Origin of the sequence: Flavobacterium lacus, from assembly GCF_003268815.1 — a bacterium.
Taxonomy (GTDB): domain Bacteria; phylum Bacteroidota; class Bacteroidia; order Flavobacteriales; family Flavobacteriaceae; genus Flavobacterium; species Flavobacterium lacus.
Window position 1 is genome coordinate 137,841 of the sequence record NZ_QLSV01000002.1, and the last position, 16,154, is coordinate 153,994.

Below are 16,154 nucleotides of genomic sequence, written 5' to 3' on the forward strand. Positions count from 1 at the left end.
CGGCAAAGCGACCAACGGAAGCTCTTGCCGGTTTGTAGCATTTTTAGTTTTGGGGCGAGGACTTGGAGAGAAAAGCCCGATAAGGCCCGAAAAACTAAAATAATTCGTTTCGGTATTCCCAAACTTTTAAAAGAAACAGGCCAAAAAACACGACAGAAACTACAAATTTCATAAACGTAGAAGCCAAAAAACCAATAAAAGAACCCGTTGCGGCTTTGAATGCTTTTTTTGAATCTTTGGAATCATTGATCATTTCTCCGACAAATGCTCCCACAAATGGACCAATAATAAACCCGAACGGAATGGGTGCCAAAATGCCCACGACTAAACCAATATTTGTTCCCCAGATGCCGTATTTGCTGCCTCCAAATCGTTTAGTTCCTTTGGCGGGAATGATGTAATCGAGGATGCCGACTAGGAGTGCAACAAATAAAGTTACGCCCAAAACGGTGTAGCTCATCGGCACGGCTTTGGTGAGATACAATAACAAAAGTCCGACCCAACTAATCGGTGGTCCGGGCAAAACCGGTAAAAAACTACCGAGAATGCCAATTATCATTAAAATGAATGCGATGAGTAAAAGTGTGATATCCATACATCAAAGGTATAAATTTATTGCTTTTAAAAAATAAAACTAAAAAGTTAGTTGAAACTAAATATTTAGTTTGTATATTTGTTTTATTCAACTAAAAAATTAGTTTAAAATGAAACCACTGACCAAAGCCGAAGAGGAAATTATGCACGTTTTGTGGAAGTTAAAAAAAACTTCTGTGAAAGAGGTAATTGAACATTTACCGGAACCAAAACCAGCTTATAATACAGTTTCTACCATTGTTAGAATATTAGAAAACAAGGGTTTTGTTGACCATGAACAAGATGGAAAAGGGTATTTGTATTTTCCGATTGTGAAGATAAATGATTATAGTAACGCATCAATTAACAAATTGGTGGATGGCTATTTTCAGGGTTCGTTTAAAAGTATGGTTTCTTTTTTTATGAAGAAGAATGATATAAGCTTGGCAGAATTAGAAGATATTTTAAAGGAAATAAACACTAAAAAAGATACATTATGATAGAAATTTTTATAAAAATTATCATTTGCCAATTTATCTTTTTGTTGATTTATGAAACGTTGTTAAAAAGAGAAACTTTTTTTCAATGGAATAGAATTTATTTGTTGGCAACCACTGTTTTGTCGATACTAATTCCTTTTTTAAGAATTAATTGGTTTAGAAAGCCGATTTCGGAAAATGTATCGTCAACAATTAATGAAATCGTTTTGTATGCTTCGGCTGGCAAAAAGAGAAATGATATTCAAATTATAGCCGAAGAATCTTTAGAATTCTCATTTTCAATGGAACATTTTTATGTTATTGGGTGTGCGATTTTTGCCGCCTTGTTTTTTCGAAAATTATATCTATTGCATCAATTAAAACAAAAGAGTGGAAGAACTGTTTCTCCCGAATTTGTGGAATATAGAATTCCGAATTCAACTTCTGCTTTTTCATTTATGAATTGCTTTTTTATTGGTGAAAATGTAAAAAACGAATCCTATTCGTTGATTTTAAAACATGAAGTAGTGCACATCAAACAAAAACATTCGTATGATTTATTGTTTTTTGAATTACTTAGAATTTTTCTTTGGTTTAATCCATTGCTTTATTTGTATCAAAAATATAGTGCTGAAATTCATGAATTCATTGCAGATCAAAACATAGAAAAAACTAAAAATTATGAAACCTTATTGCAGGAAATTTTTGGAACCGAAAATTTTTCTTTTACCAATTCCTTTTCCTCGAAATCATTACTACAAAAAAGAATAATTATGTTGAACAAAAAATCAAAAAAAATGGCTGGATTAAAGTATTTATCAATCTTACCAAGTTTACTTCTTGTGTTGTTTTTAACTTCATCAATCCTAACTCAAGCTCAAGATTTAGAAAAAATGAACGACGAGGAAATGAAACAATTTATTTATGATGAATTACGATTAAAATCGGCAAAAGGCGTTTCTGCTTATGAACAGTTGGAACATTACATGGAAAAAGAAAAAATTTCCGAAAATGAAATACAATCAAAAGAAACATATTATCGGTTTATGATGTTAATGAAATTAATGGCTGAGGAATCTATCGAAAAAGGCATTATTAAAGAAAGTGAATTCCCAAACCTCACTAAAACCGGCAGAACTTACGACGAATATGTTAAATGGAAAAAACAAGAAATAGAAAACAGTAAAACATCTCAATCAATCAAAACAAATCAATACTTAGTTCCGGCAGATGTTTTAAATCAGGAAACCATTCCGTTTGCAGAAGTTGATCAGGTTCCACTTTTTGATCATTGCGAAAAAGATAAAACCAAAGAATGCTTTCAAAATGAATTGCAAAATCATATCAAACAAAATTTTTATTATCCTGAAGAAGCGATTGAAAAAAACATTTCCGGTAAAGTTTTTGTAAATTTTATTATCAAAAAAGACGGCGCGATTGCTATCAAAGGTATTCGTGCTCCGGATGAAATTTTAGAAAAAAGTGTTTATGAATTAATGATGAAATTACCAAAACTAAAACCGGCTATTCATCAAGGGAAAACAGTTAATATGTCAATATCAATGCCTGTCTCTTTTATGCTTGATTCAAAAGAAAATGACGAAAAAAAATAATTACATTTTAGTCTTTATTTTACTTGTTGTTACTACTCTACAAGCGCAACATTTAAAAGTTGGCGACAGCCTATTTGCGATGGGTTTTTACAACAAAGCCATCGCAAATTATTCGCTTTCCAAAGAGAATATAAAGGAATTTAAAATTGCCAAAGTGCACGAAGCCAATGGTGATTATGTGAATGCCTTGAAAAATTTAGAGAATTATATTACCATTGATAGTTTGAATACGTTGGTTAATTTTATGTACGGCAAAACGCTATTACAACTCAAAAAATCGAAAGAAGCCATTGCAACTTTTGAAAAATTGACGAAAGAAAACGAAAATCCAACCTACTTTTATTATTTAGGATTAGCCTATGAACAAGATATAAAAATTATAGACGCGTTGAAAATGTTTCAAAAAGTAATTGAATTGGATGATTTTCATTTAAAAAGCAATTACAAAGTGGCGTTGTTTGAAATGCGTGCCGATCGGTGGGAAAAAGCGATGAAAATTGTTGACAAAATTATTGCTCAACAATCACAAAACACTGATTTTCTCTCCTTAAAAGCTCAATGTTTATATGGCAAATCTGATTTTAAAAATGCAAAAAAGACTTTTGAATATTTGATTGAATTGAACTTTAAAGAACAATTTGTATATGAAAAAATTGCTCTTTGTTTAATGAAATTAAACGAATATCAAAAATCTATTGAAGCTTATGAATCAATGATGATTCAGTTTGAACAGATAGCTAATCCTGATTTTCATTACAATATCGGATTAAATTATGGCTATTTAAAAAATCTGCAATTAGCCGAGAAACATTTTATGCTTTCTGTAGAATTAAAAACCGCTACATTTGAAAAAGAATATTTTTCCATTGCACTCTTTAATCAAGAAAATGGAAATTTGAACAAAGCATTGACGTTTTACAAAAAAACAATTCAGGAACAACCGGAATATTTAGAAGCTCATTATCAAATTGCTATTATTACGGACGAAACTTCAAAAGATTTGGCCATAAAACTCAAAACATTTGAAAATTTAAAAGCTAAATTTCCCGATATGAGCACTGAAAAACTTTCCTATGTAGATTATAGAATCAAAGCAATTAAAAAAGAAATTCATTTGAAAGGTTAATTTTTAAAAATAATTGTAATTTTGACCAAACCGACCATAATCGTTTGAATTGAAAAACTTTAGTTATTTATTCCTCTTTCTCCTACTGGCTTCCTGCCAATACTTCGAAAAGCGAGTGCCTTCGGAAGAAGAATTATTACAAAAAAGATTAAAAGAAATCAATTGGAACGAAGTAACGGTTTATCCCTCGGTAGCAGAATGCGATAGTATTTTGGATAAAGAGTTACAAAAAGAATGCTTTTTCAACTACCTTTCGCAAATTATTCATCAAAAAATTGCTTCTGATTCACTCAAGAAAAATGCCAAAATATTAGATACGATTGAAGTAAAAGTAACGGTTTATCATGATTCTAAAATCACGTTTGAACCGCTTTTCCCTTCTGATAGTTTAGCTTATGATAAGCAAAAAACTGACAGCATAATTAGAGCAAGATTAACCGATTTTCCTAAAATTGAACCCGCTCAAAAAGAAGGAATTCCCGTGACAACACAGTTTATTTTACCGGTGATTTTGAAAGCCGATTAAGCATTGAATTTTCTTCCTTTCCACTCATACTTTCCAAACATCGAATAAACGGCTACTGCCGAACTGAAAAAGGGATAAACTAAAGCTGTTAACAAACTGTTTTTCATTTTTATTTTATACAATCGTGCGGTTTGATTGGCTAATAATAAATCGGAAACAACTTTTAAAATCAGTAGCATTAACATTTCAAAAAAACCAAACAAAACTAAAAACAAAGAACTAACAACAGCCAAATTAGCAAAGAAAACAGTCAATGCAACTAATTTTCCAAAACCGGAAGAATAGGTTTTTGATTTTCCTGCCCAGCGAACGCGTTGCTGAAAAAGTTCCGACCAACTTTCTGCTGAGTTCGTTTGAATTTGAAAGTCTGGTTTGAGCAAAAATCCGACCTTATAAGGAAACTGTTTGACTGCTTTTTGAAGTAAAAAAACATCATCACCACTGGCAATCTCGCTATTCCCATCAAAACCATTTAATTGTTGAAAGAAATTTTTGGAATAGGCAAAATTCGCTCCGTTGCACATAAAAGCCAAATCAAAATCAAAACTTCCAATGGTAACCGCTTGCAAAGTAATCATTTCAATTTGTTGAAAATCATGGAGAAAAGTAGTTTTATTTTTGAAAAAAACCGGTCCGCAAACCATCTCTTTATTTGTTTGTTGAATGTAATTATTCAAATCTAAAAGCCAGTTTTCAGGAACAACACAATCGGCATCTGTAGTAATAATCCATTCGAATTGTGAATGATGAATCGCAGTTTGAATCGCATCTTTTTTGGGCGAATCTGATTGACGTTCATTTTCAACGGTCAAAACCCGAAACCCTAAACTCGCAACCCGAAAACCATCAGTAGATTCATCATCAATCAAAATCACTTCAAAATTTTCTGATGGATAATTTAGTTTTTCGATTGATTTTAAAAGGTTTGGAAGGTTTTCTGCTTCATTTCGAAATGGAACAACAATGGAGAAAGATATTTTTCTGATGGATGAATTTTCGTTTGCTTTCTGTACTTTTTTAAATCCCATCCAAAAGAAAATCATCAAAAAAATATAAACCGAAATGACTAAAATTAGTAGATAAATCATAGTTCTAATTTTGGTTTAAATTTCAGTACAAAAAGGCTTCCAATTAAAACCGGAATTACCAAATTCAAAAACCACATTAATGTCGTTATTGAAACGATTGTCCATTGATTAACACCTAATTTTCCGAATAAAATAAAGGCAACACTTCCTTTTATCGCTACATCCATCAAATGAATACTCGGAACAATGGAGGCTAAAAAATACATTGAAAAAATAGTTGCTAAGGCTAAAGAATAGGTAATTTCTACTCCAAAAATCACTAATAAAAAATAGAATTGATGGGAAAAAATCAGAAAGCGGATAACTGATAATTGTTGCGTAGTTTTTAATGAATTTCTTGGAAACGATTTTATTTTCTGAATTAATTTTTCGACTGAAAAACCATAAATAATAATCTTCTTTCCAAAAATTATAAAAAGAGAAAATAGGAGCAAAATTATAAAAAGAAATAGTGCAATTTTATAACTGAAATAATCATAAAACAATCCAGTAATCATCAATCCAACTACGCCAAAAAATAAAGTAGTTGCCATTTGACTACTATTACTGATAAAATTTAAAAGAATAATTTTTTTGGTTTCTGATTTCGGAAAATAAAGCATTTTTGCACCGTATTCTCCCACTCGATTAGGAGTGAATATCGAAGCAGTCAACGACCCTAACGATTGAACTGTGGCTTCTTTCAACGAAATTTTATAAAAAGTATTGACTAAATTTTGCCATTTCAAAATCTCAAAAAACCAGTTTAAAACGCTTAAAAAGACAATTCCAACTAAACTGAAAAATGTAAATTTAGTAGATACAAGCTGCCAATCGTTTAAGTTTTTTTTGCTCAATTCGGCATACAAATAATAAATAGCGGATCCCACAATCAAAAGTTTGACGAGAACCAGCAGGAATTGTTTAGCTTTGTAAGGAATTGAATTCATCAACACAAAGAAACAAACTTTAACCTGAAACATTAAACTTTAAACAAAAAAGATTGGCAAACGAACGCATCATCTTAGGCATCGACCCCGGAACCACCATCATGGGATTTGGTATAATTAAAATCGTGAATAAAAAAATGGAATTCATTCAGTTGAACGAATTGATTTTGAGTAAATACGACGATCATTACACCAAGTTAAAAGTGATTTTTGAACGCACCATCGAGTTGATTGAAACCCATCATCCGGACGAAATTGCGATTGAGGCTCCTTTTTTCGGTAAAAATGTTCAATCGATGCTGAAACTCGGAAGAGCTCAAGGAGTAGCGATGGCAGCGGGATTATCGCGACAAATTCCTATTACCGAATACGAACCCAAAAAGATTAAAATGGCCATCACCGGAAACGGAAATGCAAGTAAAGAACAAGTGGCTAAAATGCTGCAACAGTTATTAGGTTTGAAAGAATTGCCTAAAAATTTAGATTCTACCGATGGTTTGGCGGCGGCGGTTTGTCATTTTTTTAATTCGGGGAAAGTGGTTGGTACTACTAGCTATTCTGGATGGGATGCGTTTGTGAAACAGAATGAAAATAAAATTAGAAAATGAGGCAATTTGTCAATTGAACTACACAATTTACAAATTGGCTAATTGAAAAATTGACACATCAATGAGCGGCATCTACATCCACATACCTTTTTGCAAACAAGCTTGTCACTACTGCGACTTTCATTTTTCTACTTCCATGAAAAATAAAGATGAGATGGTTTTGGCTTTGGCTAAAGAAATTCAGTTGCGGAAAGAAGAATTCAAAAATGAAGTGGTTGAAACCATTTATTTCGGCGGTGGAACTCCTTCAGTATTAGCTGTTGAAGATTTACGATTGTTGATTGAGGAAGTTTTTAAAAATTATAACGTCATTGAAAATCCAGAGATTACTGTAGAAGCAAATCCCGACGACTTATCGAATAATCGAATAATCGAACTATCCAACAATCGAATAAATCGTCTCTCCATCGGCATTCAATCCTTTTTTGAAGACGATTTGAAACTCATGAATCGGGCTCATAATGCCGAAGAAGCCAAAAAATGTTTGGAAGAAGCTACAAAATATTTTGATAATATTTCCCTCGATTTGATTTACGGCATTCCGGGCATGAGCAACGAAAAATGGATTCAGAATATTGAAACTGCTTTGTCATTTGGCATCCCGCATATTTCGAGTTATGCGTTGACGGTTGAGCCGAAAACCGCTTTGTATTTATTTATTCAAAAAGGAATAATTTCTGCACCAGAAGACGAAGTCGCTCAAGAACATTTTGAAATTTTGGTCGAAAAACTGGAAGAGGCCGGATTTATTCACTACGAACTGTCCAATTTTGGTAAGGAAAACTATTTCTCCAAAAACAATTCGAGTTATTGGTTGGGAAAAAAATACATTGGCATCGGTCCGTCTGCTCATAGTTATGATGGCGAAAAGAGAGGCTGGAATGTGTCAAATAATGCGTTGTATATCAAATCGATTCAGGAAGAAAAATTGCCAATTGAAACCGAAACGTTATCCAAAACCGATCGGTATAATGAATATGTGATGACAGGTTTGCGAACGATTTGGGGAATTTCTCTTGACCGAATTCAATCCGAATTTGGTCAAACTTATTTGGATTACCTCAACCAACAAGCAGCTAAATACGTTGAAGATCACTTACTTTTTGTGGATGAAAACATTTTGCGAACCACTAGGAAAGGAAAGTTTTTGAGTGATGGGATTGCTTCAGACTTATTCATGCTGAACTAGTTTCAGCATCTTTTGAAAATTAAATCACATACTATGCAAAAAGGATATACGTATATTTTAACAAATAAGAATCTCACTGTTTTGTATGTTGGAGGAACAAAAGACTTAAAAAATCGTATAGATTGTCATAAAGATGGACCAGGTACGGTTTTTACAAAAAAATATAATGTGACAAAACTACTATATTTTGAAGAATTTGACAATTATCATGATGCTTTTGAAAGAGAAAAACAACTTAAAAATTGGCATAAAGAATGGAAGTGGAATTTAGCAAAAATTTTAAATCCTGAATTAAAAGATTTATATTTGGAATTGTAAAAAAGTGTCTTTTTGAAATTTGAAACTAATTTCAGATTTGAAAGATGCTGAAACAAGTTTAGCATAAATGATAGCAACCATCACCCATCAAAACAAAACCTTCCAAGTAAATTTATCAAAACCCATTGATATTTCGCTGCCCTTATCCAATACTGAAAAAAATCCGATTGCTTGGTATATTGAAAAACCACAAATAGAACCTGTTCGTTTTGGTTCTTGGGTGGGAAGTGTGAAAGGCGGTGCAACGACTAATTTCAATAACATTTTTTTCAATCCTCACGGACACGGCACGCACACGGAATGTTTGGGACATATTACAAAGGAATTTTTTAGTATTAATCAAGCTTTAAAAACCTTTTTCTTTACGGCTCAACTGATTTCCGTTCAACCGGAACAACATGGAGATGATTTTGTGATTACGAAAAATCAAATTGAAAAAGCTGTAGGTAATTCAAATCCTGAAGCGATTGTAATTCGAACGCTACCGAATTTAGAAGAAAAAAAGTCTAAAAATTATTCACATACTAATCCTCCTTATTTGCACGAAGAAGCGGCAACTTTTATTCGTGAAAAAGGTATTCAACATCTATTAATAGACTTACCAAGTGTGGATAAGGAAAAAGACGAGGGTAAATTATTAGCTCACAAAGCATTTTGGAATGTGAAAGATGTGAATAATTTGAATACAGATGCACGAAAAAATGCAACGATTACGGAATTGATTTTTGTGGATGATGAAGTGAAAGATGGTTCTTATTTGTTGAACTTACAGATTGCTTCGTTTGAAAATGATGCTTCACCATCTAAACCAATCCTTTTTCAGATTTTGTAATATAGATTATGAATATTGAACAACTATACGATTATTGCTTATCCAAAACAGCCGTCACCGAACACTTCCCTTTCGATGAAGATACTTTAGTTTTTAAAGTCGGTGGAAAAATGTTCTGTCTCACTTCTTTAAAAGATTGGGAAAACGGAACTCCTTCGTTAAACCTAAAATGTGAACCTGAAAAAGCATTGGAACTTCGAGCGGAATATGATGCGATAACAGCAGGCTATCACATGAGCAAAGTGCATTGGAATACAGTCGCCTTTCACAGTGATGTGGATGACAAAATGATGCGGGAATTGATAAGCCATTCGTATGAATTGGTGTTTAATAGTCTTCCCAAAAAAGTTCGAGATTTAATTTAATTTTTTGGTTATGTAACAAGTGTTACTTTTTAACTGGTTGATGATAAGTACCTTTATACTACAAAATTAATCATCATGACCACAACAGTTGTAATTGGAGGGAGTTTTGCCGGAATGACGGCCGCCCTAGAAATCAAACGAAAGGGAAAAGACCAACACAAAGTCATTTTAATTGATAAATCACCGCTTTTTCTGTTTATTCCCTCACTCATTTGGGTGCCACTAGGCAGAAGAGAAATCAAAGATATTTCCTTTAAAAAAGAAGCCATTCTAAAGAAAAAAGGCGTCGATTTTATCGTAGCCGAAGCTGTGAAAGTTGATCCTAAAACTAGCACTGTTTTTACCGACCATGGTGAATTCCATTACGACCATTTGGTCATTGCAACCGGTCCAAAAGTGAAATACGACGTTGCTCCCGGAGTAGAGGAATTTGCACATTATATCGGTACACCCCATGGAGCCATGAAAACTCGAAAAGCATTGGAAGAGTTCAAGAAAAATCCGGGTTCGATTGTGATTGGAGCAACCCAAAATGCCGGATGTATGGGTGCTGCTTACGAATTTTTATTCAACATTGAAAAATGGCTTCGCGAACAAAACATCCGCAAAAAAGTAGATTTATATTGGATTACGCCAGAAGATTATTTGGGTCACTTTGGTATCGACGGAATGCCTATGGGCGAAACGATGCTAAAATCCTTTATGAGTATGTTTAATATTCGTTATCGTACACAAGTTGGCGTAAAAGAAGTTCAAAAAGACAAAATCATTTTGACTAATGATGAAATTTTACCGAGTCGTTTTACCATGTTGATGCCCCCGTTTATTGGGGTAGATTTTGTGACTAATTCACCTGAACTGCATTCCACACCCACTGGTTATCTAACAGTGGGTAATGATTATAGACATCCTGATTATCCGAATATTTGGGCAGCGGGAATTGCCGTGAATGTACCGCTTCCTTTTACACCCGGAAAAGTGCCTTTTGCCTCACCAAAAACAGGTTACCCTTCTGATGAAACCGGAAAAATTGTAGCCGAAAATATCATTCGAGTAACCAATGGCAGAACTGATTTAAAAGAAAAAGCTTGGGGAAGAATTCCGGGATTATGCATTATGGATGCCGGGAAAAAAGAAGTTTTATTGCTTTCTACCAGTTTATTCAAACCCAGAACGTTTGCCATCATGATTCCAAATGTTTTATATGATTTCAATAAAGTTTTATTTGAAAAATATTTTCTTTGGAAAACCCGAAATGGGCTGTCTTATTTACCTTAAAAATGATGCAATAAACCCTTCCAGAGTTTAAAACTCTGGAAGGGTTTAAAGCGATTTCTTCTGCTTCTCTACAAAACCATCCGCTTGCAATTCTAACAATTCGATGGCACGTTTTTTCTTGTAATCGTATAAACCTTTGTCTTCTCGAATATCGGCATAGACTTTATCATAAATGGAAGCATCAGTTTGTTTTTGCAAATCGCTTTGGTATTTGTTTTGAGCTAAAACGTTTTGCACTGCCAGTTCGCCTTCTTCTTGTTTAAAATCGTATTCGCCTCGTGGTGACAATAATTTGGCAATAATGGGTGAAGTCTCTATGGCTAAGAAAAGTAGCATGATGAAAAAAGACGGCAACCAAGGCAAGTCTCCTAATGCATTGATACGAGCCATTAAACCGTCAAAACCATCGATGATGGGTTGTGTTTCGGCCACTTTTTTATCTAAATCGGTTTGAAGGGTTTTACCTTTTGCTTCCAATTCAGTTATTTTGGTTTGATTGGTTGCTTTTAAAGCAGCTAATTCCTGTAAAGCAGCATCGTGTTTTTCACGCTTTTCTTTGTAAACCGGACCTTTTCCGAGTTTTTTTGTGCCGGCCGTTCCTTCGGCTTCGGTGATAAAAACGGAATATAAATCGTTGACTTCTTTTTCTTTTTTCAAGATGTCTGATTTTAAACTGTCGATTTGAGCTTTATTTTGATCTACATCGGTTTGGAAATAATTGGCAACCTGTTTTTTATTGTTCAACGCCATTTCGTTTTTTTCTTTCAATAGAACAGTATTGATTTCTTTTTCAAAAATTTTGATTTCCAATGGTTTTGAAATGACAATGGCAATGATCACCGCCAGCACAATTCGGGGTGAAGCTTGAATGAATTCATCCAAAAAACTGTCTCTTTTTTTGATAGTGGAAACAATAAAACGGTCGAGGTTAAAAATGAGTAAACCCCAAACCAGACCGAAAAAGACAGCCATATAAGCGTTGTCAAAAACAGTGTAAAGAGCATAACTTCCGGCAATAAAAGCCATGACTGCCGTAAAGAAAACGGTGGCACCAATTCCGGCATATTTGTTTTGTTCGCCGTTGGAACAACTTTCGATAATATCTTTGTCGGAACCCGAACAAAGCAGGAAGAATTTTTTGAGCATGATGATTGATGATTTAATTACTGAAACCAGTTCAGCAAGATTGATTGATGCTTGATTAGTACAAATTTAACGCCAAATGTTTCAAATTGTTATAATTTATTGAGAAATTGGTGGTTAGAAGAAATCCTGCAAGATTTGAACAATCTTACAGGACTTACTTTAGATTTAAACAACATGTTACTTTTTTGTACCGTCTAAATAAATTGTTTGATTAGGAGCAAAATCCTTTTTATTCAAAAATGCTTTGACAAATCCTTTTTCAGTATACAAACTAACTTGATATTCTTGCGGAAATCGTTTGCTTCGTGCATTTTTATGAACAAAACTTTCGGTTACAAAAACAAAATCATTTGAACTAAGTGAATTTAATTTTTCGTTTTCGATGACAACTCCATCAATCCAAACTGCGCAATTTGTCTTGTTTTTAAATTTATCGAACTGAATTTCAGAAACTTTCATTCTTCGTGCTTCAGGAGGTGGTGGTGGAATTCGTTTTTTATTTTCTTCATCCAAATCAGCATACTTCACTTCTCGTTGGTTTCCTTTTTTATCTTTAAAAACTACAATGGTGTTGTCGTAATAACTACTTGATTGAGCAGTATTTTTAATTGATTTTTTGGAAGTTGTTGTTGCTTTTTCTTGCGCGTTTACTTTTAAACTTAAGAATAAAAACAAGCTAGCCATTATGGCTAAAGAAAAGGTTTTTTTGATAAAATTCATTCTTTTTGATGTGCTTTTTGTCATCATAATTAATCGTTTTTTGGTTACTAAATAGTTTAAATTACTGGCCAAGTAAATCGGTTTATTTCCGTTTGTATTGAGTAAGAGAGCTTGGTAAAACGGAACATTGTTATATTTTTTTACAATATTTTCATCGGCTAAAAATTCGTGGTTTAATTGAATTGCTTTTTTATAAGCATAAAAAAGCGGATTAAACCAAAAAATTGTTTTTAACATTTCGATGAAAAGTATGTCTAAAGTGTGTTTTTGATGAATGTGAACGAGTTCGTGCGAAAACAGTTCTTCTTGAATTTGATTGTTTTGAAAATCGTGTTTGTTTACAAAAATAAAATTGAGAAAAGTGTACGGAATAGTTACTTCTTCCACCAAAATAACTTTTGTGTTTTTGAAATAAATAAACGGATTTGCTTTTGCTTTTTTTAATAGATTCAGTACGTTTTTTGTAAACCGAATAAAAAATGTTAGTGTAACTAAACCATAACAAGCAAAAAACAAAACTGTCCAATTGAATTGAAAAAAGGAACTTTCCTTTTGTTTAATTACGATTGGTTCAGAAATGAATGTTTGAAAATTTTGTAGTGGAATTTCGTTTGCTGTTTGAATAGTAATAAATGGAATTACAAGCGAAAACACCAATGTTGTCAGAAGATAAAACCGATTGAATAAATGCATCTTTTCGTTTTCTAAAAATAATTTATAGAAAATGAAAAACACGCTTAAACTGAAAGATGATTTAATAATAAAGTCTATCATTTTTTCTTTTTTTGAAGTTCTACATCAATTATTTTTTTGAGTTCTTCCAGTTCTTTTTCAGTTAGATTCGTTTCTTTTGTAAAGAAAGAGGCAAACTGCGAAGCGGAATCATTAAAGAAATTTTTGATTAATCCGTTGACGTGTTTTGAAAAATAATCTGATTTTTTAACTAACGGATAATACTGTCGTGAATTACCAAATTCTTGATAGGCAACAAACTTTTTGTCTATCATTCTTTTTAATAAAGTAGCAATTGTAGTCGTGGCTGGTTTTGGTTCAGGATAAACTTCTAGCAATTCTTTCATAAAAGCTTTCTCGAGTTTCCACAAATGTTCCATTAATTGTTCTTCTGTATTGGATAAATTCATCTCTACGTTTTTAGAATTAACTCTACAAATGTAGAATATAAATTTTACTGTGCAAATTTTTTGGGAAATAATTAAAATTGAAACAGTTTGATAGCACAAATTGCACCCGGGATGGTAGCGAAAAGCCCGGAACAAAAAAATGCCAATTTTCTCAAGCCAAAAAAGCGACCAACGGAAGCTCTTTTTGGGTTGTAAAAAATGGCATTTTTTGTGAGGACTTGCAGCGAACAGCCCGAATTGGGGCCATAAAAAATCCGCTTACTCAAGATGATGAATAAGCGGTTTTAATGTTTTGCGTCTTTGCGACTTAGCGTGAAATAATCTCGCGAAGTCGCAAAGACGCAAATATCTATTTTGTTAAAAAAAAAGTGATGTTACTTACTCAACTCCACGAAATATTTGTAAAACAACGGAATGGTTTCGATTCCTTTAAGGTAATTAAAAATTCCGAAATGTTCGTTGGGTGAATGAATGGCATCGCTGTCGAGACCAAATCCCATTAATATTGTTTTGGATTTTAGTTCTTTTTCGAAAAGAGCGACAATTGGAATGCTTCCGCCGGAACGAACTGGAATGGCAGGCACTCCAAAGGTTTCGGTGTAGGCTTTGTTGGCCGCTTGATAGCCGATGCTGTCGATTGGCGTTACGTAACCTTGACCACCGTGGTGTGGCGTCACTTTTACTTTTACCGATTTAGGTGCGATGCTTTCGAAGTGGTTTTTGAACAATTCGGTGATTTCTTGCCAATCTTGGTTAGGCACCAATCGCATTGAAATTTTGGCAAACGCTTTGCTGGCAATGACGGTTTTGGCACCTTCGCCAGTGTAGCCGCCCCAGATTCCGTTGACGTCTAACGTGGGTCGGATGGAGTTGCGTTCGTTTGTGGTGTATCCTGCTTCGCCGTGAACGTCGTTGATATCGATTGATTTTTTATAGTTTTCTAAAGAAAACGGTGCTTTGGCCATTTCGGCTCTTTCCTCCAACGATAATTCTTCTACTCTGTCGTAAAAACCGGGAATGGTAATGTGGTTGTTTTCATCGTGCAACGAAGCAATCATCTTGGTCAAAACATTGATTGGATTGGCAACCGCACCGCCGTAAAGTCCAGAATGTAAATCGCGATTGGGTCCAGTTACTTCTACCTCAACATAACTTAAACCGCGTAAACCTGTGGTAATTGAAGGTTGCTGGTTGGAAATCATTCCGGTATCGGAAATTAAAATTACGTCGTTGGCTAATTTTTCTTGGTTGCGTTCAACGAACCAGCTTAGACTTTTTGAGCCGACTTCCTCCTCACCTTCAATCATAAATTTGACGTTGCAAGGCAAGCAATTGTTGGCAATCATGTATTCAAACGCTTTCACGTGCATGTACATTTGACCCTTGTCGTCGCATGAACCGCGGGCGAAAATAGCACCTTCCGGGTGAATTTCGGTAGTTTTAACTACCGGTTCAAACGGTGGAGATGTCCATAAATCCAATGGATCCGGTGGTTGCACATCGTAATGGCCGTACACCAAAACGGTTGGTAAATTCTTGTCTATGATTTTTTCTCCGTAAACGATTGGATATCCGGGTGTTTCACAAAGTTCTACGAAATCGCAACCGGCTTTTTCGAGGCTGGCTTTAACGGCTTCAGCTGTATTGATAACATCTTGTGAATAAGCGGAATCAGCACTTACAGAAGGTATTTTTAGTAATTCGATGAGTTCGTCGATGAATCGTCCTTTGTTTTGTTGAACGTAATTTTTTATGTTATTCATAGTAAAAAGTAAAAAATGATAAAGTTCAAAATTACAAAAAATAAAGGGCTAAAAAAATTCATCAATCGTAATTTAAAGTTCAAAATAATTTCTATATTTGCACCCACTTATTGAAACAGCTACTGTTTTATTCTCCCGCGGGTATGGTGAAATTGGTAGACACGCCAGACTTAGGATCTGGTGCCGCAAGGTGTGAAGGTTCGAGTCCTTTTACCCGCACTTAAATTCGCTTAAAGTTATTGAAAATCAATACTTTAAGCGTTTTTGTTTTTTATCATTCCCCTAATGCTCCCCGACTTATCTTAAGATTTTAATAAACCAAGGTAAACTTTAAAACAGAAAGTAAAACGGAATAACTCTTACAATAGCAAATGGTTTTCCGTTTTAGCCGTTTTAAGTTATTGCGTAGAGTGAGGTTGTTTCGTTCAATTTACAAATAGGACAAATTCCAGTATCACT

Annotated in this window: 18 protein-coding genes, 1 tRNA gene and 1 pseudogene; 12 read left to right on the plus strand and 8 right to left on the minus strand. The window is 33.9% G+C overall.

Features of this window, described 5'->3' with window-relative positions; genetic code table 11:
• Window positions 1-94 precede the first annotated feature (94 nt).
• The gene (locus B0I10_RS02220; protein WP_112084868.1) at window positions 95-595 is read right to left on the minus strand and encodes a DUF456 domain-containing protein; all 501 of its coding nucleotides are present in this window, start codon (window positions 593-595) and stop codon (window positions 95-97) included.
• Between the two features lie 109 nt (window positions 596-704).
• Between B0I10_RS02220 and B0I10_RS02225 the strand changes: the two genes are divergently transcribed.
• From B0I10_RS02225 to B0I10_RS02240, 4 genes are read left to right on the plus strand one after another with little or no spacing between them, the layout of a single operon-like run.
• A complete protein-coding gene (locus tag B0I10_RS02225; protein WP_112084869.1) occupies window positions 705-1,073 on the plus strand; it encodes a BlaI/MecI/CopY family transcriptional regulator in 369 nt (122 codons plus the stop codon).
• Window positions 1,070-2,665, plus strand: coding sequence for a M56 family metallopeptidase (locus B0I10_RS02230; RefSeq protein WP_112084870.1), 1,596 nt, complete (start codon window positions 1,070-1,072; stop codon window positions 2,663-2,665). The genes B0I10_RS02225 and B0I10_RS02230 overlap by 4 nt, the downstream gene beginning before the upstream one ends.
• On the plus strand, window positions 2,649-3,791 hold the full coding sequence (locus tag B0I10_RS02235; protein ID WP_112084871.1) for a tetratricopeptide repeat protein: 1,143 nt from the start codon (window positions 2,649-2,651) through the stop codon (window positions 3,789-3,791). The genes B0I10_RS02230 and B0I10_RS02235 overlap by 17 nt, the downstream gene beginning before the upstream one ends.
• A gap of 49 nt (window positions 3,792-3,840) precedes the next feature.
• The gene (locus B0I10_RS02240) at window positions 3,841-4,317 is read left to right on the plus strand and encodes a hypothetical protein (RefSeq protein WP_112084872.1); all 477 of its coding nucleotides are present in this window, start codon (window positions 3,841-3,843) and stop codon (window positions 4,315-4,317) included.
• Here the strand turns inward: B0I10_RS02240 and B0I10_RS02245 are convergent.
• Together B0I10_RS02245 and B0I10_RS02250 are read right to left on the minus strand one after the other, a co-directional pair.
• The gene (locus B0I10_RS02245; protein WP_112084873.1) at window positions 4,314-5,405 is read right to left on the minus strand and encodes a glycosyltransferase family 2 protein; all 1,092 of its coding nucleotides are present in this window, start codon (window positions 5,403-5,405) and stop codon (window positions 4,314-4,316) included. The genes B0I10_RS02240 and B0I10_RS02245 overlap by 4 nt on opposite strands.
• Entirely contained in the window at window positions 5,402-6,367 is a 966-nt protein-coding gene (locus tag B0I10_RS02250) for a lysylphosphatidylglycerol synthase domain-containing protein (protein ID WP_394336152.1), read from the minus strand. Before B0I10_RS02250 ends, B0I10_RS02245 begins: the two co-directional genes overlap by 4 nt.
• Before the next feature lie 20 nt (window positions 6,368-6,387).
• On the opposite strand from B0I10_RS02250, the gene ruvC reads away from it, so the two are divergent.
• The 6 genes from ruvC to B0I10_RS02280 all read left to right on the plus strand — a co-directional run bounded on the left by ruvC (window position 6,388) and on the right by B0I10_RS02280 (window position 10,924).
• Window positions 6,388-6,942 carry a crossover junction endodeoxyribonuclease RuvC gene (gene ruvC, locus B0I10_RS02255; protein WP_112084874.1) on the plus strand — a complete coding sequence of 185 codons (555 nt, stop codon included), beginning with the start codon at window positions 6,388-6,390 and terminating at the stop codon, window positions 6,940-6,942.
• 61 nt (window positions 6,943-7,003) lie between these two features.
• Window positions 7,004-8,131: a radical SAM family heme chaperone HemW gene (hemW, locus tag B0I10_RS02260; RefSeq protein WP_112084875.1), complete on the plus strand. Its 1,128-nt coding sequence runs from the start codon at window positions 7,004-7,006 to the stop codon at window positions 8,129-8,131.
• 33 nt (window positions 8,132-8,164) lie between these two features.
• The gene (locus tag B0I10_RS02265) at window positions 8,165-8,449 is read left to right on the plus strand and encodes a GIY-YIG nuclease family protein (protein WP_112084876.1); all 285 of its coding nucleotides are present in this window, start codon (window positions 8,165-8,167) and stop codon (window positions 8,447-8,449) included.
• Between the two features lie 67 nt (window positions 8,450-8,516).
• The gene (locus B0I10_RS02270; RefSeq protein ID WP_112084877.1) at window positions 8,517-9,281 is read left to right on the plus strand and encodes a cyclase family protein; all 765 of its coding nucleotides are present in this window, start codon (window positions 8,517-8,519) and stop codon (window positions 9,279-9,281) included.
• Window positions 9,282-9,289: 8 nt separating this feature from the next.
• Window positions 9,290-9,646, plus strand: coding sequence for an MmcQ/YjbR family DNA-binding protein (locus B0I10_RS02275; RefSeq protein ID WP_112084878.1), 357 nt, complete (start codon window positions 9,290-9,292; stop codon window positions 9,644-9,646).
• Window positions 9,647-9,721: 75 nt separating this feature from the next.
• Complete coding sequence (locus B0I10_RS02280; RefSeq protein WP_112084879.1) at window positions 9,722-10,924, plus strand: NAD(P)/FAD-dependent oxidoreductase; 1,203 nt, start codon at window positions 9,722-9,724, stop codon at window positions 10,922-10,924.
• A 45-nt stretch (window positions 10,925-10,969) separates the two neighbouring features.
• Here B0I10_RS02280 and B0I10_RS02285 read toward each other — a convergent pair whose 3' ends face one another.
• The 3 genes from B0I10_RS02285 to B0I10_RS02295 form a co-directional block, all read right to left on the minus strand.
• Window positions 10,970-12,070, minus strand: coding sequence for a DUF4407 domain-containing protein (locus B0I10_RS02285; RefSeq protein ID WP_112084880.1), 1,101 nt, complete (start codon window positions 12,068-12,070; stop codon window positions 10,970-10,972).
• A gap of 177 nt (window positions 12,071-12,247) precedes the next feature.
• Window positions 12,248-13,564: a M56 family metallopeptidase gene (locus B0I10_RS02290; protein ID WP_112084881.1), complete on the minus strand. Its 1,317-nt coding sequence runs from the start codon at window positions 13,562-13,564 to the stop codon at window positions 12,248-12,250.
• A complete protein-coding gene (locus B0I10_RS02295) occupies window positions 13,561-13,932 on the minus strand; it encodes a BlaI/MecI/CopY family transcriptional regulator (RefSeq protein ID WP_112084882.1) in 372 nt (123 codons plus the stop codon). The genes B0I10_RS02290 and B0I10_RS02295 overlap by 4 nt, the downstream gene beginning before the upstream one ends.
• A gap of 77 nt (window positions 13,933-14,009) precedes the next feature.
• Between B0I10_RS02295 and B0I10_RS02300 the strand changes: the two genes are divergently transcribed.
• On the plus strand, window positions 14,010-14,210 hold the full coding sequence (locus B0I10_RS02300; RefSeq protein ID WP_112084883.1) for a hypothetical protein: 201 nt from the start codon (window positions 14,010-14,012) through the stop codon (window positions 14,208-14,210).
• A 96-nt stretch (window positions 14,211-14,306) separates the two neighbouring features.
• Here B0I10_RS02300 and B0I10_RS02305 read toward each other — a convergent pair whose 3' ends face one another.
• Window positions 14,307-15,695 (minus strand): dipeptidase, encoded by a 1,389-nt coding sequence (locus tag B0I10_RS02305; protein ID WP_112084884.1) that lies wholly within the window; start codon window positions 15,693-15,695, stop codon window positions 14,307-14,309.
• Between the two features lie 137 nt (window positions 15,696-15,832).
• Here B0I10_RS02305 and B0I10_RS02310 point away from each other — a divergent pair.
• A tRNA-Leu gene (locus tag B0I10_RS02310) sits at window positions 15,833-15,914 on the plus strand.
• 91 nt (window positions 15,915-16,005) lie between these two features.
• On the opposite strand, the pseudogene B0I10_RS15835 reads toward B0I10_RS02310, so the two are convergent.
• Window positions 16,006-16,125: pseudogene (locus B0I10_RS15835) on the minus strand (IS1 family transposase); the annotation flags it as partial.
• Window positions 16,126-16,154: the final 29 nt, after the last annotated feature.

Excerpts from the sequence above, each read along its gene's own strand:
- B0I10_RS02305 (WP_112084884.1), bottom strand. The coding sequence starts at position 15,695 with ATGAATAACATAAAAAATTACGTTCAACAAAACAAAGGACGATTCATC.
- B0I10_RS02295 (WP_112084882.1), bottom strand. The coding sequence starts at position 13,932 with ATGAATTTATCCAATACAGAAGAACAATTAATGGAACATTTGTGGAAA.
- B0I10_RS02230 (WP_112084870.1), top strand. The coding sequence starts at position 1,070 with ATGATAGAAATTTTTATAAAAATTATCATTTGCCAATTTATCTTTTTG.
- B0I10_RS02290 (WP_112084881.1), bottom strand. The coding sequence starts at position 13,564 with ATGATAGACTTTATTATTAAATCATCTTTCAGTTTAAGCGTGTTTTTC.
- B0I10_RS02280 (WP_112084879.1), top strand. The coding sequence starts at position 9,722 with ATGACCACAACAGTTGTAATTGGAGGGAGTTTTGCCGGAATGACGGCC.
- B0I10_RS02245 (WP_112084873.1), bottom strand. The coding sequence starts at position 5,405 with ATGATTTATCTACTAATTTTAGTCATTTCGGTTTATATTTTTTTGATG.
- B0I10_RS02265 (WP_112084876.1), top strand. The coding sequence starts at position 8,165 with ATGCAAAAAGGATATACGTATATTTTAACAAATAAGAATCTCACTGTT.
- B0I10_RS02250 (WP_394336152.1), bottom strand. The coding sequence starts at position 6,367 with ATGTTTCAGGTTAAAGTTTGTTTCTTTGTGTTGATGAATTCAATTCCT.
- hemW (WP_112084875.1), top strand. The coding sequence starts at position 7,004 with ATGAGCGGCATCTACATCCACATACCTTTTTGCAAACAAGCTTGTCAC.
- B0I10_RS02225 (WP_112084869.1), top strand. The coding sequence starts at position 705 with ATGAAACCACTGACCAAAGCCGAAGAGGAAATTATGCACGTTTTGTGG.
- B0I10_RS02235 (WP_112084871.1), top strand. The coding sequence starts at position 2,649 with ATGACGAAAAAAAATAATTACATTTTAGTCTTTATTTTACTTGTTGTT.
- B0I10_RS02285 (WP_112084880.1), bottom strand. The coding sequence starts at position 12,070 with ATGCTCAAAAAATTCTTCCTGCTTTGTTCGGGTTCCGACAAAGATATT.
- B0I10_RS02275 (WP_112084878.1), top strand. The coding sequence starts at position 9,290 with ATGAATATTGAACAACTATACGATTATTGCTTATCCAAAACAGCCGTC.
- B0I10_RS02270 (WP_112084877.1), top strand. The coding sequence starts at position 8,517 with ATGATAGCAACCATCACCCATCAAAACAAAACCTTCCAAGTAAATTTA.
- B0I10_RS02220 (WP_112084868.1), bottom strand. The coding sequence starts at position 595 with ATGGATATCACACTTTTACTCATCGCATTCATTTTAATGATAATTGGC.